This is a genomic window from Acidiluteibacter ferrifornacis, from assembly GCF_009909615.1.
Taxonomy (GTDB): domain Bacteria; phylum Bacteroidota; class Bacteroidia; order Flavobacteriales_E; family Vicingaceae; genus Acidiluteibacter; species Acidiluteibacter ferrifornacis.
The window spans coordinates 167,669-190,366 of sequence record NZ_WWNE01000007.1; the positions used below are offsets into that span (position 1 = coordinate 167,669).

At 35.5% G+C, this 22,698-nt stretch carries 24 protein-coding genes; 10 read left to right on the top strand and 14 right to left on the bottom strand.

Annotation, left to right across the window (positions count from 1 at the left end):
- Positions 1 to 278: 278 nt before the first annotated feature.
- The 4 genes from GQN54_RS09450 to GQN54_RS09465 form a co-directional block, all read right to left on the bottom strand.
- Complete coding sequence (locus GQN54_RS09450) at positions 279 to 578, bottom strand: type II toxin-antitoxin system RelE/ParE family toxin (RefSeq protein WP_160633293.1); 300 nt, start codon at positions 576 to 578, stop codon at positions 279 to 281.
- Entirely contained in the window at positions 571 to 822 is a 252-nt protein-coding gene (locus GQN54_RS09455; protein WP_160633294.1) for a type II toxin-antitoxin system ParD family antitoxin, read from the bottom strand. Before GQN54_RS09455 ends, GQN54_RS09450 begins: the two co-directional genes overlap by 8 nt.
- A gap of 171 nt (positions 823 to 993) precedes the next feature.
- Entirely contained in the window at positions 994 to 2,064 is a 1,071-nt protein-coding gene (locus GQN54_RS09460) for a hypothetical protein (protein WP_160633295.1), read from the bottom strand.
- A 278-nt stretch (positions 2,065 to 2,342) separates the two neighbouring features.
- A complete protein-coding gene (locus GQN54_RS09465) occupies positions 2,343 to 3,128 on the bottom strand; it encodes a hypothetical protein (RefSeq protein WP_160633296.1) in 786 nt (261 codons plus the stop codon).
- Between the two features lie 198 nt (positions 3,129 to 3,326).
- Between GQN54_RS09465 and GQN54_RS09470 the strand changes: the two genes are divergently transcribed.
- From GQN54_RS09470 to GQN54_RS09480, 3 genes are all read left to right on the top strand, one after another.
- Positions 3,327 to 4,418, top strand: coding sequence for an acyltransferase family protein (locus GQN54_RS09470; RefSeq protein WP_160633297.1), 1,092 nt, complete (start codon positions 3,327 to 3,329; stop codon positions 4,416 to 4,418).
- Between the two features lie 64 nt (positions 4,419 to 4,482).
- Complete coding sequence (locus GQN54_RS09475) at positions 4,483 to 5,019, top strand: PH domain-containing protein (protein WP_160633298.1); 537 nt, start codon at positions 4,483 to 4,485, stop codon at positions 5,017 to 5,019.
- 32 nt (positions 5,020 to 5,051) lie between these two features.
- The gene (locus GQN54_RS09480; RefSeq protein ID WP_160633299.1) at positions 5,052 to 6,287 is read left to right on the top strand and encodes an OmpA family protein; all 1,236 of its coding nucleotides are present in this window, start codon (positions 5,052 to 5,054) and stop codon (positions 6,285 to 6,287) included.
- On the opposite strand, the gene GQN54_RS09485 is transcribed toward GQN54_RS09480, so the two are convergent.
- Positions 6,284 to 7,348: a 2Fe-2S iron-sulfur cluster-binding protein gene (locus GQN54_RS09485; RefSeq protein ID WP_160633300.1), complete on the bottom strand. Its 1,065-nt coding sequence runs from the start codon at positions 7,346 to 7,348 to the stop codon at positions 6,284 to 6,286. The two genes, GQN54_RS09480 and GQN54_RS09485, sit on opposite strands and share 4 nt — an antisense overlap.
- A 92-nt stretch (positions 7,349 to 7,440) precedes the next feature.
- Here GQN54_RS09485 and GQN54_RS09490 point away from each other — a divergent pair, with 92 nt between their 5' ends.
- Positions 7,441 to 8,238 carry a hypothetical protein gene (locus GQN54_RS09490; protein ID WP_160633301.1) on the top strand — a complete coding sequence of 266 codons (798 nt, stop codon included), beginning with the start codon at positions 7,441 to 7,443 and terminating at the stop codon, positions 8,236 to 8,238.
- Here GQN54_RS09490 and GQN54_RS09495 read toward each other — a convergent pair.
- The 3 genes from GQN54_RS09495 to egtB are packed head-to-tail and all read right to left on the bottom strand — an operon-like array spanning position 8,209 to position 10,782.
- On the bottom strand, positions 8,209 to 8,520 hold the full coding sequence (locus tag GQN54_RS09495) for a DUF427 domain-containing protein (RefSeq protein WP_160633302.1): 312 nt from the start codon (positions 8,518 to 8,520) through the stop codon (positions 8,209 to 8,211). The genes GQN54_RS09490 and GQN54_RS09495 overlap by 30 nt on opposite strands.
- A gap of 6 nt (positions 8,521 to 8,526) precedes the next feature.
- Complete coding sequence (egtD, locus tag GQN54_RS09500; RefSeq protein ID WP_160633303.1) at positions 8,527 to 9,510, bottom strand: L-histidine N(alpha)-methyltransferase; 984 nt, start codon at positions 9,508 to 9,510, stop codon at positions 8,527 to 8,529.
- A gap of 24 nt (positions 9,511 to 9,534) precedes the next feature.
- Positions 9,535 to 10,782: an ergothioneine biosynthesis protein EgtB gene (egtB, locus tag GQN54_RS09505; protein ID WP_160633304.1), complete on the bottom strand. Its 1,248-nt coding sequence runs from the start codon at positions 10,780 to 10,782 to the stop codon at positions 9,535 to 9,537.
- Positions 10,783 to 10,987: 205 nt separating this feature from the next.
- Here egtB and GQN54_RS09510 point away from each other — a divergent pair, with 205 nt between their 5' ends.
- Entirely contained in the window at positions 10,988 to 11,194 is a 207-nt protein-coding gene (locus GQN54_RS09510) for a YgaP family membrane protein (RefSeq protein ID WP_160633305.1), read from the top strand.
- Here the strand turns inward: GQN54_RS09510 and GQN54_RS09515 are convergent, their stop codons facing one another.
- Complete coding sequence (locus GQN54_RS09515) at positions 11,195 to 12,961, bottom strand: ABC transporter ATP-binding protein (protein WP_160633306.1); 1,767 nt, start codon at positions 12,959 to 12,961, stop codon at positions 11,195 to 11,197. It abuts the gene before it with no gap.
- A 14-nt stretch (positions 12,962 to 12,975) separates the two neighbouring features.
- Positions 12,976 to 13,722: a tRNA pseudouridine(38-40) synthase TruA gene (truA, locus tag GQN54_RS09520; protein ID WP_160633307.1), complete on the bottom strand. Its 747-nt coding sequence runs from the start codon at positions 13,720 to 13,722 to the stop codon at positions 12,976 to 12,978.
- Positions 13,723 to 13,842: 120 nt separating this feature from the next.
- Between truA and GQN54_RS09525 the strand changes: the two genes are divergently transcribed.
- Positions 13,843 to 14,589, top strand: coding sequence for an META domain-containing protein (locus GQN54_RS09525; RefSeq protein WP_160633308.1), 747 nt, complete (start codon positions 13,843 to 13,845; stop codon positions 14,587 to 14,589).
- Positions 14,590 to 14,666: 77 nt separating this feature from the next.
- Here the strand turns inward: GQN54_RS09525 and GQN54_RS09530 are convergent, their stop codons facing one another.
- The 4 genes from GQN54_RS09530 to GQN54_RS09545 all read right to left on the bottom strand — a co-directional run bounded on the left by GQN54_RS09530 (position 14,667) and on the right by GQN54_RS09545 (position 19,364).
- A complete protein-coding gene (locus GQN54_RS09530) occupies positions 14,667 to 16,742 on the bottom strand; it encodes a dipeptidyl-peptidase 3 family protein (RefSeq protein ID WP_160633309.1) in 2,076 nt (691 codons plus the stop codon).
- A 67-nt stretch (positions 16,743 to 16,809) separates the two neighbouring features.
- The gene (locus GQN54_RS09535) at positions 16,810 to 17,487 is read right to left on the bottom strand and encodes a hypothetical protein (protein WP_160633310.1); all 678 of its coding nucleotides are present in this window, start codon (positions 17,485 to 17,487) and stop codon (positions 16,810 to 16,812) included.
- The gene (mnmA, locus tag GQN54_RS09540; RefSeq protein WP_160633311.1) at positions 17,488 to 18,579 is read right to left on the bottom strand and encodes a tRNA 2-thiouridine(34) synthase MnmA; all 1,092 of its coding nucleotides are present in this window, start codon (positions 18,577 to 18,579) and stop codon (positions 17,488 to 17,490) included.
- 5 nt (positions 18,580 to 18,584) lie between these two features.
- Positions 18,585 to 19,364, bottom strand: a complete 780-nt coding sequence (locus GQN54_RS09545; RefSeq protein ID WP_160633312.1) for a toxin-antitoxin system YwqK family antitoxin — start codon at positions 19,362 to 19,364, stop codon at positions 18,585 to 18,587.
- 153 nt (positions 19,365 to 19,517) lie between these two features.
- Here GQN54_RS09545 and GQN54_RS09550 point away from each other — a divergent pair, with 153 nt between their 5' ends.
- From GQN54_RS09550 to fabD, 4 genes are all read left to right on the top strand, one after another.
- Positions 19,518 to 19,931, top strand: coding sequence for a 6-pyruvoyl trahydropterin synthase family protein (locus GQN54_RS09550; RefSeq protein WP_160633313.1), 414 nt, complete (start codon positions 19,518 to 19,520; stop codon positions 19,929 to 19,931).
- A gap of 28 nt (positions 19,932 to 19,959) precedes the next feature.
- Entirely contained in the window at positions 19,960 to 20,583 is a 624-nt protein-coding gene (gene folE, locus GQN54_RS09555; protein ID WP_160633314.1) for a GTP cyclohydrolase I FolE, read from the top strand.
- Between the two features lie 163 nt (positions 20,584 to 20,746).
- The gene (locus GQN54_RS09560; RefSeq protein WP_160633315.1) at positions 20,747 to 21,481 is read left to right on the top strand and encodes a Bax inhibitor-1/YccA family protein; all 735 of its coding nucleotides are present in this window, start codon (positions 20,747 to 20,749) and stop codon (positions 21,479 to 21,481) included.
- 89 nt (positions 21,482 to 21,570) lie between these two features.
- Complete coding sequence (gene fabD, locus GQN54_RS09565; protein WP_160633316.1) at positions 21,571 to 22,452, top strand: ACP S-malonyltransferase; 882 nt, start codon at positions 21,571 to 21,573, stop codon at positions 22,450 to 22,452.
- Positions 22,453 to 22,698: the final 246 nt, after the last annotated feature.

Here is a 22,698-nt window from a genome sequence, read left to right on the forward strand (position 1 = left end):
AGGATGGGTCAACAACCAAGAAGATTGGTTGTACTCTTCAGCTCCAAACTATGCAGAAACAGAGATAATTTTACTAAACGAATTAGTATGTTTAACTCAAATGGTAGAAACTATTAAATGAAGAAGTTGATAAGAAAAATATTCCGCAGAGTTGCAAACACCTGCGGAGCATCCTGCTTATAATAACATTTTGTGAAATCAGGGAACAGGAGCTTTCTAGTTCAAAGAAATATAATGAAGGATTGCAAACTAGTCGGAGCTGGATTGTGTGGAGTTTTTTATTTTTTGAGCCTGTTTTTCAAGTCCATACTTTCGTGTAAAATTCTGTTTATCTCTATAGTACTGTTCTCAATAGATTCATAAAAAATTATATGACGTCCAAATTTAAATCCAAGTAATTTTGGTTCAACTTTATCATAATTTTTTCCAACTTTTGGATTATCTGCGAGCTTTTGAATGCAGTCAATTAGTGAATTATAATACTTGTCAGCTTGGGCAATCGACCATTTATTAAATGTATATTCCCAAATTTCGTTTAAGTCCTTATTAGCTGAATTTAAGATAATGTACTTAGACATTTATCCCATGTTTAGCTTTTAAGTCTTTTAAATTTTGCACTGGATCGAAGTCTTTAGCGATACCACTATCTTTTCCTTCTCTAATTGCTTCTCTTAATGCAGCAACTTTACTTTCTTCATCATCTAAAAGTCGAAGTCCTGCACGCACGACTTCACTCACATTTTTAAATCTTCCTGAAGAAATTTGATTAGAAACAAATTGGTCGAAATAATTTCCAAGTGAAATTGATGTATTTTTACTCATATTGCTGTTTTTGTCAAAAGTACCAAAAAATAATATTATTGACAATTACACACAACAAGTGGATATGATTTTTAGCACAGTTCTTCTTATGAAATCAGGGAACAGGAGCTTTCTAGTTCAAAGAAATATAATGAAGGATTGCAAACTCGTTTGAGCTGGGAGTTAGCTGCGTTATTTTTTTGTTCTATTGTTAAATTTATTTCTTTCAATCCATTCGTTATTAAGTGATTTCAAATTATTTAGGTCATCTTTAAATATCCAATCTGATATCTTATCTAGGTCTCTTTTTTTTAAACTACTCTCAAAACGAATTGATGTTTGATTTTTCAACCTATCATCAACACTAGGGAAAAACCCTTTCCCTAAGTCCTTTTGTCCCGTATATGAAATAATGTGAAAATGTGGTTGACCATGTTCACTTCTGCCACTTGAACCTGTTTCTCCTCCTCTCACATCGAGATAAAAATTACTAAAGTATCTTCCACTTATCCTGCGAAGTTTAACTAAGTCTTTAGAGTTCTTGATTTGTTTTTTATCTTTTTGATAATGGGGTAGTAACTCCTCTAAATAAAATTCATTAGAGTCATTTGACTTTATTAGTTCAATAGCAAATTGTTCAAGAGCAATTTTTCCATATCTATCGTTTATTTCAAATTCAATTCCTTTTGCTCTGTCTTTGACACTATCCAAACTCCATACAGTAAATGATTCAATTACATATCCATGAACTTTATTTGATTTTCTAGATTTTAATTTAGCACCTAAGTAAGTAAAAATTTCATTTGCTGGAAGAACTCCATTTAAACTGTTATCTTTTTCGTCAAAGTAATATTTAGAAACATCAATCTTGTTTCTTTTTTTCATCACTCGAAGAAGAATTTGATTTACGATTCTGCCAAGTCCAAGTAGATAAACTATATTGTCCGAAATACCTGAATAGAAATGTATATCATTTACGTAATTTTTGATAATTACATAACCGATACGCCAATGATAGAGCGCTGTAAAAGCTACTAATACTACAAAGAGTAGTAAAGAAATCCCAATTAATGGTATAAGGTCCAAATAATATAATAGATACATTAGTCCAAGACCCGGTAATGCAAATAGAGCTGTTAATATTGTTCCAATTAATAATAATGTTGGAAATGAAATTAGATTAGTTAAGAATATCAGTTTAGCTAACTTTCTATTTTCTTTCGAGAAATATAGAAGTAAACAAATAAAGATGGTTATAGCCATTAAACATCCATAAACTATGATGCCAAGGAATATTAAAAATGTAGGGGGCATTTATTTATGGTTATTATATATTGCAGCTAACGCCCAAATATGGTGCGTAGTGAGTTAAGTAAAGATACAATTTGCTAAAAACTAAATAGTAAAAATCGCAGAGCGATTTTGTACATTTTCTTTTTCTACAAAATTCGCTTGCGAATTTTACGGAGTATCAGATAGCAATTAAACTTTCTTAATCTGCTGACTCACTATGCAATATATTTAATGTTAGCATTAGTTTTTTATTTATCTATTTCTATTTTTTTATGTTTGCCCTTTTTTGAATAAATAATTTCTTCGATAAAAGCGTTAGTGTCAAGCAGAAGATTGGCATTTTTAAACCGAATCATTGGTGTAGTAATTCCATATTCATGGGTTGTATCATAATCAATCCAACCTTCAATTTTATATCTGTAAGAATGGAAGTAAAAAGGATAGGTTAATGAATAATCATATTGGCTATTGTTTATAGACTCTGGGATACCTTCATTGTTGTAATAGATCTCTGCTACATTTCCTTTGTTCTTCTTATATATGATTTCCTTTTTAAGATGACCATTGGGATGCCTTAAATATTGTGTATAGTCTCCATATCGATTATATGGTATTTTAAAAGGTTTTCTTGTCAAAAAATAATACCAATTACCAACCTTATAAGTTGTATCAATCTTTAAGTCTTCAAAGTAGAATGTCCAAATGGTGTCGTTAAAATAGTTCCCTTCAGAAATAAGATTACCGTAATTAGATTGCAATTTAAAATATTCAGGTTTTTGGTCTAATATTTCTACGAAAGCTACGAGGTTGGTATCCCCGTATATATTTTCAATTTTCCAAAATCCATCTTTAGGCTTAACCTCAAGTTTGTTTGCTTGTAAATATATTGAGTCATTTGAAAGTACGTCAATCCATAAGCACCTTTGACCAAAACAACTGGTTGAAAATATTATTAAAAAAAAGATGGTATTAAATTTAGTCATTCCAATTAATGCTAACAAGTAGATATGACGCACTCCGTGCGTCATATCCATATTATAATTCCGTCCAAATTAACTAAAAAGTTCTAAAAAATCGTTTTATTACACTGACTGTTAGAAATATAATTCAAAAAATCTAAATAACACCTCAAACCTTTTCAAATTCCCAATTAAAAAATTATCAAAATCCACCAATTCTCAATGGGGTGGTGTTCAATTATGGTCAGTATATTTATGGCCTAAATCATTTTAATGACTCCCTTAGATTATTCTAAACGAACATACGGATTAGACATTTTTCGAGCTGTAGCGATTATCCTTGTCGTGCACGGCCACGCTAGCTATATGCTCGATTATACTTTTCTATCCGGTCTTCCTTGGATCAAACTCATAGATGGAGTGGAATTTTTCTTTGTCCTCAGTGGGTTTCTAATCGGAACCATACTTATCAAAGAAGTGGTGAAAAGTGATTTTAAATTTAGCTCCTCTCAATTGTACACTTTTTGGAAAAGACGTTGGTTTAGAACCTTACCCAACTACTATTTGATTCTATTCGCCAATTATTTAGTGGTACTATTTGGCATCATCCCGGGCGACATCTCTCAATTCAATTGGAAATTCTTATTTTTCTTACATAACTTTTCAGGCCCTTTTTACGATTTCTTTTGGGAATCTTGGAGTTTATCCATCGAAGAATGGTTCTATATCTTTCTTCCATTTCTGTTGCTGCTGCTTCTAAAACTCCTACCATCACGCAAAGGAATTTTAACGGTCATCATCATCATGTTAGTGGTTCCACTACTCTATCGTTTTGCTCATGCCGATTTGGTACTGGATGATTTTTGGAGAGATGTGACTTTCAGAAAAGTAGTTTTGATGCGATTAGATGCCATCGTTTACGGGGTTTTGGCAGCTTACATCAAGTTTTATTATTTAGATCATTGGAAAAAATATGCACGCCCTTTATTTATTTGGGGGATCATTTTAGCCTTAACCATCCCTTATTTTAACTTCCCCAATTGTTTTTCGAATACACTGGGTTTCAATTTAGTCGCTATTTCGGCTACTTTACTATTGCCCTTGGCTGATGGTTACAAATCTTTTAAAACCAATGTAGGAAAAGCAGTAACACACATCAGTTTGATTTCTTATTCCATGTATTTAATCAATTTAGGATTGGTCTCTATGGTGATTGGAACCAACTTTCCAATCCAAGAAAACGCCACCGATGGCTTGGTGAAATATGGAATTTATTGGGTAATTGTGATTGTAGTTTCTAGTTTTATTTTTAAGTATTTTGAATTGCCATTCACTAGTTTGCGAGACAAGAAATTCTTTAAGTAGTAGATTGGTCATTGAATAAACGATGAAATAGTTTATCTTGAAACGAAATTAAAAATCAATTAAAATGAGTTCATCCACCGTTATCTTACAAGCCGAATTTAATCCAAAAATAAAAGCTTACATCCTTTTTGTTGGGGTTTTATTACTGACCATCACCATTTTTGGAATTCCTTTAATTGTAATTTGGTTGCTAGGTTTAGGGCAATTGGTAAGCAGGAAATACTATGAAAACCTTTCCTGTCAGTTGACTTCACATCATTTGGAATTCAAAAAAGGCGCATTCTTTAAAATCGAGAAAACCATACCGTTGGAAAATATTCAGGATTTGACTTTTATCCAAAATCCTATTCTAAACTTATTGAACCTAAAAATTCTAAAAGTAGAAACTGCCGGTAATGCACAGGCTCATGGTTCTGACATGAAACTGGTAGGAATCATTGATGCCGAAAACTTTAAAAAGCAAGTACTGCTACAGCGTGAATACTTGCAAACGGGACAAAAATCTTCATTTAACTCCACCAACGAACAACCAGACTGGAAAGAAACCAATGATTTATTGCGTGAGATTAGGGACCTCTTAAAAAAGAAAACAACGAATTAACAGTACTATCGTTTTTATAAGAACTTCCGACTTTGAAAAACTACCTGATTATCCTATTCGCATTTTCCACTTCTCTATCCTTTGCTCAATTAGCGTTGGACACGAATACTGCCTACCCAGAAATGGTAAAGGAGTATTTAATCGGCCCTACTTCAGGAATAATTGTAAATGCAGTTCAATACCAAGGTCATCGAAAATCGATTGCAGGTTTTACCGACCCCAGCAATTATGCCATCATATCTAAAGGAGTCGCCATTAGCACCGGAAATGTGTTCGATGCCATTGGCCCAAACGATTCAGGCAGCAAAGGAGAAGGCAGCAGTGGATTAAGCGATAAAGATTTAGAACTGTTGGCCAATGGAAAAAGCTATGATGCAGCTATTTTAATCATCGATTTTATTCCAACCTCCGATTCATTTTCATTTGACTACTTTTTTGCTTCCGAAGAATACCCTGAATATGTTAACAAAGGAGTAAATGATGTATTTGCATTTATTGTAAAACGAGTTGGAGATTCTGTTGGTCAAAATTTAGCCGTTTTTGAGAATGCTGCAATTCCCATCACAGTCGATCAGATCAATGGAAAAATAAACTCCCACTTATACATCGCCAATTCCCTTTGGGACCCTAATGACATCAACAAATGGAAAGATGACCGTGCAAGAGGTGAGCGTTCGTTGCAGTATCAGTTTGATGGATTTACCCACCTCCTACACGTGAATACAAAAGTGATTGCTGGGCAACGCTACCAAATTAAGATAGCCATTGCAGACATTGGAGATCGTATCTACGATTCAGCTGTTTTTCTAAAAGCAGGCTCCTTGAAAAGCGACGGTGAAAAAGCAAAAGGTGTAGAATACCTCCAGTTAATCGCCGAAAATAGTACGTGGGATAATACACCCACCTTTAAAAAAGTAAATGAAAACTGCTTTGCTATCAATGCAAAAATCAATTATCAAACGGATGAATTCCGCTTGCGTGCAGACATGCGACCCATGCTAAACAAAATGGTTTCCTTACTGAAAGCAGATGAACGGATTCAACTAAAAATAATAGGCCATACTGACAATACCGCAAGTTCTGAATACAACAAAACGCTTTCTGCTAAGCGTGCTAATGTGATATACAATTATTTAATTTCATCGGGTATTGCTCCAAACCGACTCTCGTTTGAAGGGAAAGGTGACTCTTCACCAACACTCCCCAACTCATCCGAATCCAATCGTTTAGAAAATAGACGAGTGGAATTTCAATTAAGTTTGAATTAAATATCGTCGTAATTGACAATAACACCAGCCGTTTTAGGGCGACTACAACAGGTCAAAACAAATCCTTCCGCAATTTCTTCGTCATCTAAACCAAAGCTTTCGCCCATTTCTACTTCACCTCGAGTCACTAAAGCTTTACATGTGGTGCAAACCCCTGACTGACAAGAATAAGGAGGATCTATACCTTGACGATCGGCAGCTTCCAATATTGTTTCTCCTTTTTGAAGAATCAATTTGTGCTCTTCTCCGTCCAAAATTGCAATTACTTCATTCACATCGCCTTCATAAACAGTCTCTTTTCCTTCATCAACTGCAGAATTGGTAAAGTGCTCAATATGGATGGTTTTAGAATCTACTCCAGCATTTTTCAAGGCCTCATTTGTCACTTGAATCATTCCTTCGGGACCACATATAAAATAGACTTTCTCAGTAGATTGTTGCTGTTCTTCTGCAACTATTGCACTCACGATTTCTGGAGTAATCCGTGTATTATTCTTCCCTCCATCTATAGCGCCTTGGCTGATGATGTATTGCACGGTTAATCGATCTGAATAATTCGCACTCAAGCGTTGTAACTCGTCATAAAAAATGATGTCTTCGATTTTACGATTACCATAAATCAAATGAACAGTGCTTCTTGGCTCTTCTTCCAAGGCCGTTTTTAAAATAGAAATAATCGGTGTAATCCCACTTCCGGCAGCAAATAGTATGTATCGTTTACTTTTGATAGCATCTGTTTCTAGCACAAAATTGCCATCTGGTAACATCACCTCTAGAATATCGCCAACATTTACATGGTCGTACAAATAATGAGACATTTTTCCATTTTCAACTTTCTTAGAAGTCACTTTCAGAAAAGAATCTATCGATGGCGATGAAGACAAAGAATAAGAACGTCTTACTGATTCCCCTTTGATGTCGGCTTTAATGGTCAGATACTGACCTGCTTTATATTTAAAATCTTGCTTTTGATCCGATGGAATTTCAAAAACTATGGAAACAGCGTCTTTGGTTTCTTTTATTACTTCTTTGACTGCTAGCTGACGAAAATGCTTACTCATATATTTCTATTTTTACGTCCGTAAAGATACTATTTGTAATTTCCTTATTCCAATTGATTTTGGGAGTTTATTCTAATTTAACAATACATTACATGCGTCTAATTTCATTTTTCATCCTTTTGAGTATTACCATTACTAGTTCTGCGCAAGGATTACTAGATGGGTATATGAAAGGTAAAAGTAACACGGATATAGCCTTATCGGGTTCCTTTGAGACTGGGAGCCAGTTTTTTCTAGAAGATGGAACAACGGCTATTTCACGTTCAATTGCCAGTGTAAATTTATTTGCTGCTCATGGAATAACCAACTGGTTAGATGGTGTGGCTTCTCTTCCTTTTGTATCTAATGGTGGCAAAGAATCGGGTTTACAAGACGCTTCATTCTTTTTGCGAGCGCAACTTCTGGAAACAACTATTAAATCGGTTAAAACTCGATTTATGCTAGGTGTAGGATATCAATTTCCGGTGACTGATTATGAAACAGAAAGTTCATTCGCTATTGGGCAACAAGGTGAATCTAAAGAAATTCGCGGAATTATTCAATTTGAAAAAGGAAGCTATTTTTTGATGCTAAAAGGAGGCTATAGTTTTAGAAATAATCCAAACACCAATGCACTACCTCTGGTAGCAAAAATCGGAATTGCTAAAGAAAAGTTTTACGCTGATTTATTTGTAGACTATTTAGAAGCAGACGGCGGAGGCAATTATTTGCCATTAAGTGAACGCACTTCATTTCAGGAATTGGGTGTTAGTTACCTGAGAATTGGTGGAAACTTATACCGTCCATTTAGCGATTTAATTGGCGGAGTAGCTGGGGTGGCTTATACTTTGGACGGAAGAAACATTGGACAAACGATAAGATTATCTGTAGGTTTGGTGGTGAAATTGTAACAACTGCTTCACTTCTACTCCTCTCCAAAAAGCAACATATCCTTCAATTTGTTTCGCTCCTTCTTTAGTCTGTGGATAATACCAAGCAGCATCCTTATTTTGTTCTCCGTTTACTTCTATTGTATAATAGGAAGCTGTTCCCTTCCACGGGCAAACCGTATGCGTTTCTGTCGGTTTGAAATATTTAGAATCAATACTTTCAGCTGGGAAATAGTGATTCCCTTCTATATTAATTGTCTCTTCGCTTTCTGCCAAAATTTGGCCATTCCAAATCGCTTTCATCGTCTTTTATTTTATACTCCAAAGGGTGTCTGTAAATAAATGCTTGCAATCAAAATAATTCTTCACCACATTAAATCCAGATTTACTGGCTAAATCTTTCAAATCTTTGATGCTGTACTTTTGAGAAATTTCCATATCAATAGGTTCTCCTGCTTCAAAATGAATCTGTAAATCCAGTGAGCTAATGCATACCGTTTGCTCCCTTTTACTGATTAAATAGCTTTTTGTGGCTCCACTAACCGGATCATAAATGGGAAAATGCTCAAAATTAAAAATGTCAAAATCTCCTCCTAATTCTTGATTAATTCGATTCAACAAATTCAAATTAAAGGCCCTAGTTATTCCGTTCTTATCGTTGTAAGCAGCCAATATCACATTGGGATCCTTTTTTAAGTCTACTCCCATCAACAGGTAATCATCAGGATTCATTCGATCAGAAAGCTGAGTTAAAAAACCAGGTGCATTGTTCTTCGTGAAGTTTCCAATATTGGATCCTAAAAACAAAATTACCTTACGGATATTATTCGATTTCAAATCTTCCAATGCACTGAAGTAGTCTTTCGCAATTGGCCTAACCTTTAAATCAGGCAATTCTTCTTGCAAGCTATTTTCTAGCTGAACTAGTACTGAAGTTGAAATATCAATTGGAATATACTCAAAGTCTAATTCACTTTCTAATAAAAAGCGCAGCAATACTTTGGTCTTGTATCCATCACCTGCCCCAAACTCAATCAGCTGAAATGGTGCATCCATCAACTTCATATCGGCAACCAATTGCTCCTTTTGCATCGATAAAATCTCGTACTCTGCAGCAGTCAAATAATATTCGTCCATTTTCATAATGGATTGGAACAACTCGTCTCCTCTCTCATCATAAAAATATTTTGAATACATTTTTTTGGGAGTTTGTGACATCCCTTCTTTTACATCTGCGGCAAATTGTTTTATAAAATTTGCATGTTGTTCGCTTTCTATTTGTTCTGTGTCCATTAATATTCTAGTTGTAGTCGTTTTTTATAAAGATTTTGCCAATCGAAATCCGTTGAATAACCAACGTAAATTAGGATGGAAGAAATTACGGTAAGTGATTCTAAAATGGTCGCTTGGTGTGGCAATTGAACCTCCTCTAAGTACCATCTGGTTAATCATAAATTTGCCATTATATTCCCCTAGAGCCCCTTCGGGTGGTGTATAATTGGGATAAGGCCGATAGGCACTTGAGGTCCATTCCCAAAGAGTACCAAAATAATGTGGACCTTCCTCAGATTGAATTGCAGGAGTTAATCGATTTCCTTCTACAAAGCAATTGTCTTTTACTTTCCCCATTTGACTTGCTGCCACTTCCCATTCAAATTCTGTTGGCAATCTCATTCCTTTCCACCGAGCATAAGCATCTGCTTCAAAAAAACTAATGTGAGACACAGGTGCCTCCATTTCTATGGGCTGAATTCCCGAAAGGGTGTAATTCATCCATTGTCCATCAATTTTATGCCAGTATTCTGGAGCATTTATCTGATTCATTTTTACCCAATCCCAACCTTCTGCTAACCAAAATTGAAAAGAAGAATAACCTTCTGCATTCATAAATTCTAAATATTCCTGATTAGTCACTAATCGATTGGAAATCTCGAAGGGATTCAAATACACTTTATGTTCTCCTTTTTCATTGTCAAAATGAAAACCATCTCCTTGATGCCCTATTGTATAGACTCCTTCTTGTATACTTTCAAAAGTGAGCGCAGTGGCTTTTTCGTTGGAATCGGCCTTTTTATTCATCGTAGAATAGGCCGGAAACAAAGGGTTATTCCCTAATATGTACTTAATGTCGTATTGTAATAATTCTTGATGCTGTTGTTCGTGATTCAATCCCATTTCTAAAATAAAACGCACATTTTCGTGAACGCCAATTTCTGATTGAATCAATTCCTCCATATACTCATTTACGTGTGCCCTATATTGATACACTTCTTCGGTAGTAGGTCTGCTCAAGTTTCCACGATCTGTCCTCAAAACTCTAGCACCAACACTCTCATAGTAACTATTAAAAACGTAGTTAAACTCAGAGTGAAATAAAGGATATCCCTCTAGAAAAGGAACTAACAAGAAATTTTCATAAAACCAAGTGGTATGGCCTAAATGCCATTTTGGAGGACTCACATCTACTATTGGCTGAACTACATAATCTTCAGTCTTTAAAGGTTTACAAATTTGTTCTGTCCGTGAACGAACCGTTCTGTATCGATTCAAAAAATGGTCTTGCATACTGAGTTAACGGCTTATAAAAGTAATTGTTCGATTGCAGAGAATCAATGAATTGATTTTCCATTTAATAAAGGACACAAATTACCCATATTCTTGCGGTTTAAAAAGTTCGATGGATTACATTTGAAAACATTTAAAAAAAATTAACTTAGTCTTATGGATTTGGAATAAGTCCGTACTTGGTTACAATTTAAAATCTATTCACATGAAATCAAACGTAGGAAAATTTGATAAAGTCATCCGAATATTAATTGCCGCGATAACCTCCACTTTATACATAACAGGTATAATTTCTGGAACTTTTGGAGCTGTTTTATTATTTGTCGGTGGAATACTATTACTAACTGCTTTAGTTAATTTCTGTCCACTGTATAAACTAATTGGAGTAAATACTTGTGGTGTGAAGAAGTAGTTAGTAAACGACAGACTCTTTAAACTGAAGTTCGAAAAGCTTTCTGTAATGGCCATCGTTAGCCAACAAATCCTGATGGCTACCTTGCTCAATTATTCTCCCTTTTTCCAGTACTATAATCTTATCAGCTTTTTGAATAGTAGACAAACGGTGTGCAATTACAATTGAAGTTCGACCTTTGGTTAAAACATCTGTTGCCTTTTGAATCATCAATTCTGATTCTGTATCAATTGAAGAAGTCGCTTCATCCAATATCAATATTTTGGGCTTGTGCACATAAGCTCGGATAAAAGAAATCAACTGACGCTGCCCAACAGAAAGCATTCCACCTCTTTCCTTTACATCATAATCATACCCACCTGGTAATTTAGAAATAAAATCATGCGCTCCAACTGATTTCGCTGCTTCTATCACCTCTTCAAGGCTGATTTCGTTATTGTTTAATGTGATATTATTGTAAATGGTATCTGAAAACAAGAATACGTCTTGCAAAACTACTGACATACTCTTTCGAAGTGAAGGAATAGTATATTTTCGAATGTCCACACCATCAACTTCAATCGTTCCTTTTTGAAATTCGTAAAACCGCCCTAATAAATTAATAGTAGAAGTTTTTCCTGAACCAGTAGCACCAACAAAAGCAACAGTTTCTCCTTCCTTTACTGTGAATGAAACATCCTTCAACACATAGTCTTCATCAATGTACGCAAACCATACTTTATTAAAAGATATATCGCCTTTCACAGCATCGGCTAACAATGTGCCCGAATCTTCGATAGTGGAATCGGTGTCTAACACCTTAAAAACCCTTTCAGAACTAACCATTCCCATTTGAAGGGTATTAAAACGGTCTGCCAACTGTCGGATAGGACGATACAACATATATATGTATAAAATGAATTGAAAAAGTACCCCTAAAGTTACTCCACTTCCCTCTTTCACCACTTCTCCTGTTCCCCACCAAACTAATAATGCCAAAGAACCAGCAGACAACATATCCACTACAGGAAAAAATACGCTGTACGCCCAAACGGTTTTAATATGTGCATTTCGATGTTTCTTGTTGATCACCTCAAATCGAGACATTTCTAACTCCTCACGGTTGAAAATCTGAATAATCTTCATCCCCGTCACATGTTCTTGCACAAAAGCATTCAGTTGAGAAACCTGAGTTCTTACCTCCTGAAAAGCAGACTTTATTACCCGCTTAAAAACGGAAGTTGATGCAATCAAAATAGGAATTGGAATTAAGCAAATTAAGGTCAATTTCCAATCTGCATAAAGCATTACTCCAATGACCACTATAAGCTTTAAAATATCTCCTATGATTTCCAATAAACCTTGAGAAAATACATCGGCAATGGTTTCTATATCCGAAACCACCCGTGTCACCAATGTTCCTAATGCAGTATTATCAAAGTACTTTAGTCGAAATCGAGTAACCTTTTGATAAAGTTGAGTTCTTAAATCCTTGATCACGGATTGTCCCAACCAAGAAGTTAAATAGGATTGAAAAAATTGAACGATGGCCTCAGCAATTAAAACTCCGATCAATAACATCGTCATATTCCATAGCCCTTGCATGTCACCATTCATCAACTCTTCATCAATGATTTGCTGAATCAGCATCGGACGAATTGGGGCAGCAAAAGCCAATGCGATAGTTAAAATAGCAGTAAGATAGAAAATACCTTTATAAGGTTTTACGAATCCTAAAACTCTCTTTAATATGGGTAAATCAAGTGCTTTTCCAGAAACTTCACTCATGGGTGTAAAGTTATTTAATTAAAAGGTTGAATTGGGTATTCTACCCAACTTAGATATAAACCACACGCAGGCACAGATGTTCCTGCTAAAGACCTATTTTTGGATCGAATAATTCGATGTAAATCATTTATTTCCAATTTTCCTGATCCGATTTCTAATAATGTACCTACGATAGCTCTAACCATATTCCTTAGAAAACGATTAGCCGTGATGTGAAAAACTAATCCATCAGACTCTACTTCCCATCGAGCTAACTTGATTTCGCAGTTATTGGTAAATGTTTGCGTATGGGACTTACTAAAACACGAAAAATCTTCATATTCAAAAAGGACCTTTGCTGCAGTATTCATTTTTTCTACGTCTAATTCTTGATTATAGTAATAAGAACGCTCTACTTTAAAGGGACTTTTTTCCTGATGGATACGATACTCGTAACTTCTGGCAGTTGCCGAAAATCGTGCGTGTAAATCAGACGGAACGCCTACTATTTTTTGAATAGCAATAGAGTTTGGCAATAAACTATTTACTTTAAACACTAATTTCTTCAAATCTTCAATAGCTGAATCATGGTCAAAATGGGCCACCATCATTTTAGCATGCACTTGAGCATCCGTTCTTCCGGCTCCTGTTATTTCAATCGGTACTCGCAAAATGGTGGATAAAGCTTGCTGAATTTCATCTTGCACAGAATGAGCATTCTTTTGGATTTGCCAACCATGAAATGGGGTTCCATCAAACGAAAGTTGAATAAAATAGCGCATTAGGAATGATTAAATTCTAATGCGAAATTACCCTTAGTATTTGAGTTGATTGTTCTCAATGGCTTAAAAATTGTTGTAGAAGTTGTAATTTCATCCACAAATAAAATAAGAAATACCATTATGAAGAATTGGAGAATAGCAATCATCGCAATGAGTTTATTTGCATGTAAATCCGCTGAAAAGACAACGGATCAGAAAGTTGAAGAAAAGAAGACCTTAAGCATTGAAAAACCAATTAAAGCAAGCGCGGGGCAAGGAAACGAATGGAACATTTGGTTCTTCTCCGACAACACGGCTACTTTCAAGGTACACGATGAGATTGTTTTTGAAAACCATGAAATCATAACTACTCCTAACGAAAGCGGCAATAAAAAAATAATTCGAGTTCATGACTTTGAACCAATTAAGATGCTTGTTTCAAAAGAAGAATGTATTCAAGAAGGCACAGGAAATGTTTATGACAAAGTAATTTCTATTCAGTATGCTAGTGATGAGTACAGCGGTTGTTATATTCAAATGGAGCAAGAGTTCAATGAAAATGAAAAATGGGACTTAACTTTTATAACCGGTATGGATAGAAAAATGATTTATGACTTGTCTACTCGTCCCTTTGTCAAGCTTTCTAGCGAAAACAAAAGAATTTCAGGTAATAATAGCTGTAATTCATTCAATGGAGACTACAAAACAAAAGCTGGAAAAATTAGTTTCGGACAAATGGTACAAACTAAGAGAGGGTGTCCTGAAAATAGTATTGAAGAACAGTTTATGGAAGCGATGACAAGGACGAACAACATTTCACGAGAAGATTATTTACTAAAATTTCTTGAAGGAGAAGATGTTTTACTTGAATTCAGACTGTCCGAATAAAAAATAGTTTAGAAAAGATAAGGCCCATTTAGCAATGCTGAATGGGCCTTTTTGATGATTCCAATTTCTTAATGAAACTAGTTGTAATGTGGTAAGAAAGAATATTTCTTAGCGTAATACAGCATTTGATCTTTAAAGCTTGTCGGATATTCTACTTTTACATCAGTAATATTTCCATCCGCATCCATCTCAGGAGTTAACACAGGATTAATAAACCCTCCATACGCTGCTTGATTTAAGGCTTCGTATCTATCTAAAACTTCTTGGTGCAATTCTGCGTCTACCTGAACTCCATAAGTTTCTACTAGATTTTTACCTGCTTCGTAATCACCTTCACTTTTAATTCGCTGTAATTCTCTGAGTAAGTCTCCAAAAAGGACTCTTAGCTTTCCGTAATCGTTGATTACAAAGTAGGTCTTTCCGTCTTTTACTTTCTTTTCGATTACATTTTCTGCTTTCCCTTTTTCATATGCCCATCCAGCTACTAGTTGTCGATTTCGCATATGTGCTTCTTCAATTACATCACCTTTCTTGATTCGTCTTAATTGCAACATCATTCCATTTCGGATGTAATCATCGTAAGCAGCTTTACCTACTTCATCAGAATCTACTAAGCCCATTTCGATCAATTTTGCATCAGGTAAATAGTACAAAGCAACTAAGTCTGCTCGTCCTTCCTCCAATGTCGAAGCATAATTCTTCAGCGTTTCTTTAGGTGTTCCTATCCCCTCATTGATCACTCCTGATGCATGTCCAATTACTTCATGCAAATCTGTGTGAAGAACGTCTGCTAATGAACCGTATTTTTTCTGACGATCAATTTCCTCTTGATTGTATGCAAACTCAGCTAATGCACTTTTTCCTTCTTTAGCAGCCATTTCATAAGCATGAACGATGTTACCTAAATTCACTGACTTAGAACCATGCTCCTGACGAATCCAATTGTTGTTCGGTAAGTTTATCCCGATTGGAGTTGATGGTGAAGCGTCTCCACTTTCCATCACTACTGTAATCACCTTTCCAGTAATACCCACTACATTCTTTTTCTTATGCTCAGGCAATAATGGAGAATTATCTTCAAACCACTGCGCCTCAGACCCTACTGCTGCTATACGTTTAGTAGCTTCTTCATCTCTAAAAGATACTACTGACTCGAAAGAACCTTTATATCCTAAAGGGTCATTGTAAACTTCAATAAATCCATTGACTGCATCTACACTTGCAGAGGTATCTCCAACCCATGAAATATTGTATAAATCCCAATCGGTTACTTTTCCACTTTTGTAGTAGTTGATTAGTTTTTGAAATGTTTCCGCTTGATGAGGAGTCTCAGCAACATTAACAGCTTTCTCTAACCAATAAACAATTTTCTCGATAGCTGGAGAATACATTCCCCCAATCATCCATTTCTTCTCAACTATTTTTCCATTTTCCTTTACCATTTTGGAATTCAGTCCATATTCTGGCTGATTTCCCTCCTTTGGCATATTCGAAAAATAATCCTCTACTTCTTTTTGAGTAACACCCTCATAAAAGTTAACTGAAGAAGAAGCAACTAAATCTCCTTCTGCATCTAATGATACTTTTTTAGGAGCGATAGCTGGATCAAACATAATCGGAATTAGGCGATCCGCTAATTCTACTGGAGTTTCTCCATTACTCAATGGCAATTTATCGCCATCTAAAGCACTGATTTGCTCCTTGAAAAACTCCTTAGAGAATTCAGGCATTAATTTCTCATTTCCATAATGATGATGTATACCATTCGAGAACCAAACCCTTTTTGTATAAACCATAAAATTTCTATAGTCTTCAGTGGCAGTATCACCAGCATAATTTTCAACGATAGCTTCTAAACTTCTTCTTATGGTTAAGTTGTGCTTAAAGTTTTGGTCGTACATGATATCACGACCTGCTACAGCAGCTTGAGACAAGTAGTATAATAACTCTTTTTGTTTCAATTCCAAATTTTCCCATCCTGGTATTTGGTATCGAACCAATTTCAAATCAGCAAATTGCTCTGACAAATATTGAAAGTCAGGCGATTCTGTTTTTACTTCTTCTACCACTGTCTCTTTTTGCTTTGGCGCATCACCACAAGCAGTTAAGATGGCAAAAGTTGCAGCAGTTACTGCAAACGCTATCTTTTTCATAAAAAATTAAATTTGATTTAAGTCGCTAATTTAAGCGGATTGAAAGGATAAAAAAAGAAGAAATAATTTATTCCTTGCCTTTCTCTATCAAATACAACGTATAATCTATTCCTCTTACAATTTTACCGTTCACTTCTGTTCTCAGATCTTGGAACTTACGATAAACCAGGCCATACTCTTTACTGTAATTTACGGCTTTAAACCGCTTTTCAATTAAATTCTCTTCATCTTGCAGTGTTACGGTGATGGTAGAATCAAATGACAAAACACCGTTATTGAAATTGGATTGGATTTTAGTTATCTCAGCGGTTACTGCATCAAGGTTATTTTTATGATTGATATCCCACTTGAGGTCTTCTGCAATAGGAAAAACCAACTGGACAATGGATTGATTCTCTTCAATTCTTACAAACTGACTAACTGTTTTATAAGCAACCCATACATTTTTAATCTTCCAATCTTGACTAGAATGACTTCTTTGATATCGCTCAATTCTATAACCAGTTTCACCTCCTAATAATTCGTAAGATGAATCGATTACTTCTTTCAATTGAAATTGAAAAGTATCTACCCGATTGGCAAAATCATCATAATGAATAGAATCAATTTGATAAATAAAATAATCTCCGACATTCAAGGGAGCATAATCATATCCAAAATCTATTGAAAGTGATTCATCGTCTTCTTTGCAACCGATACAACAAACCGCAATCAAAAGAAATAATATGGATATTTTATTTTTCATTTATTCGCTGATAAAACCACCACCTAATAGATCATTTCCTTCATAAAATACAGCAGATTGACCTGGAGCAATTCCTTGAACTTCCGCAAAAAAATCTACTTCTAATTCATTATCTCCTATGTATTTTACTTCTGCCATAGCTCCAGCATCTTTGTATCTTATTTTGGTTAGAATCTCTGTACCTTCAGGTAAACGATCGTATTTTCCCAAATTCGGATTTTTGACCTTCATTGTTTTTCGATTCAAATCTTCTTTATGACCCAAAACTACCGAATTGTCAGACGCATTTATACGAATAACATACAATGGATCACCGACCGCAATACCTAACCCTTTTCTTTGCCCAATGGTGTAAAATGGATAGCCTTCATGTTTTCCGAGAATATTTCCTTGCATGTCAATAAAGTCTCCACCTTTCACTTTTTCTTCCAATCCATCTACTTTCCGCTTGATAAAACCACGATAGTCATTATCGGGTACAAAACAGATTTCATAGCTTTCTGATTTTTTCGCCAATTCTTCATGCCCCCTATCTAGTGCCATTTGACGAATCGCCTTTTTAGTATACTTACCAAGCGGAAACAGTGTTCGTGCTAAAGCTTTTTGTGTTAAACCCCAAAGCACATAGGACTGGTCTTTATTTTCATCCAACCCTTTAGATACTACATATCTTCCATTTTCTTGGCGAACATTTGCATAATGTCCTGTCGCAATAAAATCACAACCCAACTGATCTGCTCTTCTTAGTAAAGCGTCCCACTTAATATGCGTATTACATAATACACATGGGTTTGGAGTTCTCCCTGCCATGTATTCCCCTACAAAATTATCGATGATATAATCTCCGAATTCCTCTCTAATGTCAATAATCATATGGTGAAACCCATATTCTACTGCTAAAATACGAGCATCGTTAATATCATCTAAACTACAACATCCTGTAGTTTTAGTGCTCCCACCTGAGCTTGCATAATCCCAAGTTTTCATGGTTACACCAATTACTTCATATCCTTCCTCATGCAACAACAAAGCAGTAACAGAACTATCTATTCCACCACTCATTGCAACCAACACTTTTCCTTTTTTACTCATTTCTTTTAATCGTACTTTATTCGTCCCTTCAAATCTTCTAATTCCAACACTTCTTTGCGTTGACTTTTTACAACCTCCGGCACCTCTAAATTGTTCGGGTTGTCTTTTGCCTTCCCATTTTCATATTCTACAATTTTATCAACTGTCCCATTGGGTTTATAGTAAATCCATTTTCCATTGCGCATGGACTTTTTATAAAAGCCTTTTAGTAGTTTATTACCGTCTTCATCGTAAAAAGTCGTCAGTCCTTCTTTAAATCCATTCTCAAATTGCGTCTCTTCTTTCAGGTTCCCATTTTCATAATAAGCCTTATACTCATCTACCTCAATATCATTCCTATATTGCACCATCTCTGCAACATTACCATTTGCAAAATAAGTCTCCCACTTTCCAGTTCGTGCTCCATGGATATATCCTCCCTTAGTCACCAACACACCTTCAGCTCCGTACGTTTTCCAAACACTATCCTTTTTTTGTTGAAAGTATTTGCCCTCTGCCATTATGTCGCCAGTTGAATAGTACATTTTGGCATAAGCATAGTCCTTTTTGAGGTGTACCAATAAGGTCTGTAACTTACCATCAGGATAGAAATAATAAAAAGTGTCTACCGGCAAATCATTTTTAAACTGCCCCACATAACGCACTTTACCTGATTTATAATAATCTTTCCAAACACCAGTCTTCTTTCCTTGAGCATCCTTTCGATTAATAGGTGTTCCATCTTGAGAAATCGCAGTGACTGAAAACAAAAATAGAAGTAGGATTGTTGTTATAAAATGTCTCATAGAGATTGCAAATTTAATAATAAACGATGAGCCCTTTACAAATTTTAGTCCATTCCGTAATGGATTAAAAGGCAGAAGACATCAACACAAATAAACCAACGGCTATAGCAGTGCGAATCGTATATTTGCAAACCAATTTTATAGAAGAGTAAAATGATACGTATTACAAGGAGAGAACGATTCAGTGCTGCACACAGACTGGCAAAAGACGAGTGGAGCTTAGAAAAGAACTATACGGTTTTTGGCAAATGTGCCAATCCAAATTGGCATGGACATAATTATATTCTTCATGTGACGGTGGAAGGTGAAGTAGATATGGAAACGGGATATGTTATCGATTTGTCGGAGCTCGGAAAAATAGTAAAGGAAAAAGTTATCCAGCATGTAGATCATAAAAACCTCAATCTAGATGTACCTTTTTTCAAGGGTGTAATGACCTCCGCTGAAAATATTGCAATTAAATTTTGGGAGCAATTGGAACAACCAATCAGTGAAACGGGAGCACGATTACACTGTGTTAAAATACAAGAAACAGAAAATAACTATGTAGAATATTTTGGCAAGTAACCAAAATAGATAATCTTTATACTTTAGAATGGATACATCATTTGAAAATCAAACTGAAGCTTACAAAAAAGTGGAAAATTACAACGAAGAAAAAATAAATAAAATAGCCGGACATTATTCTGAAATCATCACAGAACTTGGTGAAGACGTAAATCGAGAAGGTATTCTTAAAACGCCTGAGCGCGTAGCTAAAGCGATGTCTTTTTTAACACATGGTTATGATATAGATCCTGCTGAAATATTAAAGTCTGCCATGTTTGAAGAAGACCATAACCATATGGTAATCGTAAAAGACATTGAAATTTACTCGATGTGTGAGCATCACATGCTACCTTTCTTTGGTAAAGCACATATTGCTTATATTCCAAACGGATGGATTGTAGGATTGAGTAAAATTCCAAGAGTTGCCGATGCTTTTTCTAGGAGAATGCAAGTGCAGGAACGTCTAACTGATCAGATTAAAACTTGTATACAAGAAACATTAAATCCCCTTGGAGTGGCAGTGGTAATTGAAGCCAAACATTTATGTATGCAAATGAGGGGAATTCAAAAGCAAAACTCAGTGACTACGACCTCATCATTCACTGGAGAATTTGAAAAAGATGCTACTCGAAAAGAATTTATTCAATTGATTAGTTCAAAATTGCACTAAGACGTAATTCATATCAAACTCTAGCCGTTTCAAGTTGAAACGGCTTTTTTTTCGACTAGGTTAAGCTGTCTCCATTACTCCTTCATTAAATTTTGTTAAGGAGGTACTAGACGAGCATTTATATGTACGCTTTGATTAATTTAGCATCAAATTAAACACGATTATGAAAGACTTTAGAAATTTCAATAGTAATGTTCAGAGTGCCGAAGTTAGCACTGGTTCATTAGCAAAAACATTCATGGCCAACGTATTCACCTACATGGCTGGAGCAATGGCAATTACAGGCATCATCGCTTATGCATTTGGAACAAGTTCAGAATTATTAAGTTACTTAATTAATCCTGAAACCGGAGGCATGTCCATCTTTGGATATGTGGTAATGTTTGCACCATTATTGATGGTTTTTGGAATGTCAATGGCATTTAACAAGCTATCTTCCTTTGTATTACTGATGTTGTTTATCGTATTTTCAGTATTGATGGGCATGAGTATGAGTTTCATATTCTTGGCATACACAGGCTCTTCTATTGCAGCTACGTTTGGAATAACTGCAGGCACATTTGCCACAATGGCCGTACTTGGATACACCACAGATACTGATTTAACCAAGTTTGGAGGAATTCTTTACATGGCTTTAATTGGTATCATCATCGCTTCTGTAGTAAATATTTTTATGGGCAGCGAAACAATGGAATTTATTATCAGTATTGCAGGTGTATTGATCTTTACTGGATTAACCGCCTATGATGTTCAAAAGTTAAAAAGAATTGGTTCTGGAGTAGAGTACGAAGGTCAAGAGTCAAGTAATAAATTGGCAATAATGGGTGCCTTAACCCTATACTTAGATTTTATCAACTTGTTCTTATTCCTACTGAGATTCATGGGAGATAGAAAATAAATCGAGAAATAAATAGAATTATATGAAGAGATTGGAGCAGTATTGTTCCAATCTTTTTTTATTTTGCAGCAGAATTTAAAATGAAGGATATGAAAGCATATGTATTCCCAGGACAAGGGGCACAATTTTCAGGAATGGGGAAAGACCTTTACGATCAATCGGAAGAGGCGAAGAAATTATTTCATCAAGCGAATGAAATTTTAGGTTTTAACATCACTGACATCATGTTTGAAGGAACTGATGAACAGTTGAAGCAAACAAATGTGACGCAACCGGCTATCTTTTTGCACTCCGTTATATTGGCGAAAGTGTTAGGTGATCAATTTCAACCAGATATGACAGCAGGACACTCATTGGGTGAATTTTCGGCTTTAGTAGCAGCGGGTGCAATGAAATTTGAGGATGGTTTAAAATTAGTAGCTGCCAGAGCCAATGCTATGCAAAAAGCGTGTGAAGCCCAGCCTTCAACTATGGCTGCCGTGCTAGGAATGGAAGATGCTGAAGTGGAACGAATTTGTGGAGAAATTGACGGAGTCGTGGTTCCTGCAAATTACAACTGCCCGGGGCAATTGGTTATTTCAGGATCTGTTGAGGCTGTTGAAAAAGCCTGTGAGGCATTGAAGGAAGCAGGAGCAAAAAGAGCATTAATTCTGCCTGTAGGTGGAGCTTTCCACTCTCCTTTAATGGAGCCTGCACGAGCTAAATTGGAAGCAGCTATCAAGGCCACTGAAATCAACACACCGATTTGTCCAGTTTATCAAAACGTAGTGGCTAAAGGAGTAACAGACACCAATGAAATAAAAACCAACCTAGTTAATCAATTGACCGGAGCCGTAAAATGGACGCAAATCATGCAGCAAATGATAGCTGATGGCGCAAGTGAGTTCATCGAAGTAGGACCTGGTAAAGTTTTACAAGGATTAGTCAAAAAAGTAGATCGTGCTATGCCGACTGCTTCTGCGGAGATTTAGTGAAGTATTGAAACAAAAAAAACACCCATTCCTCTAAAGGTATGGGTGTTTTTTTTGTTAGGTTATAATGAGTACTTTCTTTTTATGCATTATATCTAGAGATAAAGACAATTTAATATTAAAAATTAGACAAATAATACTTATTTATCAATAAAAAACAATAAGCAACTAACTGTTGTTCTTTTTTTTAACTATTTTAAAGTTTCAAACCTACCCACTTTTATCAAGATGACTGTCAGAAACTTT

Coding starts and splice junctions, on each gene's coding strand:
- GQN54_RS09460 (WP_160633295.1), bottom strand. CDS start 2,064: ATGGCTATAACCATCTTTATTTGTTTACTTCTATATTTCTCGAAAGAA.
- GQN54_RS09560 (WP_160633315.1), top strand. CDS start 20,747: ATGAAAGACTTTAGAAATTTCAATAGTAATGTTCAGAGTGCCGAAGTT.
- mnmA (WP_160633311.1), bottom strand. CDS start 18,579: ATGAGTAAAAAAGGAAAAGTGTTGGTTGCAATGAGTGGTGGAATAGAT.
- GQN54_RS09550 (WP_160633313.1), top strand. CDS start 19,518: ATGATACGTATTACAAGGAGAGAACGATTCAGTGCTGCACACAGACTG.
- GQN54_RS09510 (WP_160633305.1), top strand. CDS start 10,988: ATGAAATCAAACGTAGGAAAATTTGATAAAGTCATCCGAATATTAATT.
- GQN54_RS09465 (WP_160633296.1), bottom strand. CDS start 3,128: ATGGATATGACGCACGGAGTGCGTCATATCTACTTGTTAGCATTAATT.
- GQN54_RS09545 (WP_160633312.1), bottom strand. CDS start 19,364: ATGAGACATTTTATAACAACAATCCTACTTCTATTTTTGTTTTCAGTC.
- egtB (WP_160633304.1), bottom strand. CDS start 10,782: ATGCAAGACCATTTTTTGAATCGATACAGAACGGTTCGTTCACGGACA.
- GQN54_RS09470 (WP_160633297.1), top strand. CDS start 3,327: ATGACTCCCTTAGATTATTCTAAACGAACATACGGATTAGACATTTTT.
- truA (WP_160633307.1), bottom strand. CDS start 13,722: ATGCGCTATTTTATTCAACTTTCGTTTGATGGAACCCCATTTCATGGT.
- GQN54_RS09455 (WP_160633294.1), bottom strand. CDS start 822: ATGAGTAAAAATACATCAATTTCACTTGGAAATTATTTCGACCAATTT.
- egtD (WP_160633303.1), bottom strand. CDS start 9,510: ATGGACACAGAACAAATAGAAAGCGAACAACATGCAAATTTTATAAAA.
- GQN54_RS09490 (WP_160633301.1), top strand. CDS start 7,441: ATGCGTCTAATTTCATTTTTCATCCTTTTGAGTATTACCATTACTAGT.
- fabD (WP_160633316.1), top strand. CDS start 21,571: ATGAAAGCATATGTATTCCCAGGACAAGGGGCACAATTTTCAGGAATG.
- GQN54_RS09525 (WP_160633308.1), top strand. CDS start 13,843: ATGAAGAATTGGAGAATAGCAATCATCGCAATGAGTTTATTTGCATGT.
- GQN54_RS09475 (WP_160633298.1), top strand. CDS start 4,483: ATGAGTTCATCCACCGTTATCTTACAAGCCGAATTTAATCCAAAAATA.
- GQN54_RS09535 (WP_160633310.1), bottom strand. CDS start 17,487: ATGAAAAATAAAATATCCATATTATTTCTTTTGATTGCGGTTTGTTGT.
- GQN54_RS09450 (WP_160633293.1), bottom strand. CDS start 578: ATGTCTAAGTACATTATCTTAAATTCAGCTAATAAGGACTTAAACGAA.
- GQN54_RS09495 (WP_160633302.1), bottom strand. CDS start 8,520: ATGAAAGCGATTTGGAATGGCCAAATTTTGGCAGAAAGCGAAGAGACA.
- GQN54_RS09530 (WP_160633309.1), bottom strand. CDS start 16,742: ATGAAAAAGATAGCGTTTGCAGTAACTGCTGCAACTTTTGCCATCTTA.
- GQN54_RS09485 (WP_160633300.1), bottom strand. CDS start 7,348: ATGAGTAAGCATTTTCGTCAGCTAGCAGTCAAAGAAGTAATAAAAGAA.
- folE (WP_160633314.1), top strand. CDS start 19,960: ATGGATACATCATTTGAAAATCAAACTGAAGCTTACAAAAAAGTGGAA.
- GQN54_RS09515 (WP_160633306.1), bottom strand. CDS start 12,961: ATGAGTGAAGTTTCTGGAAAAGCACTTGATTTACCCATATTAAAGAGA.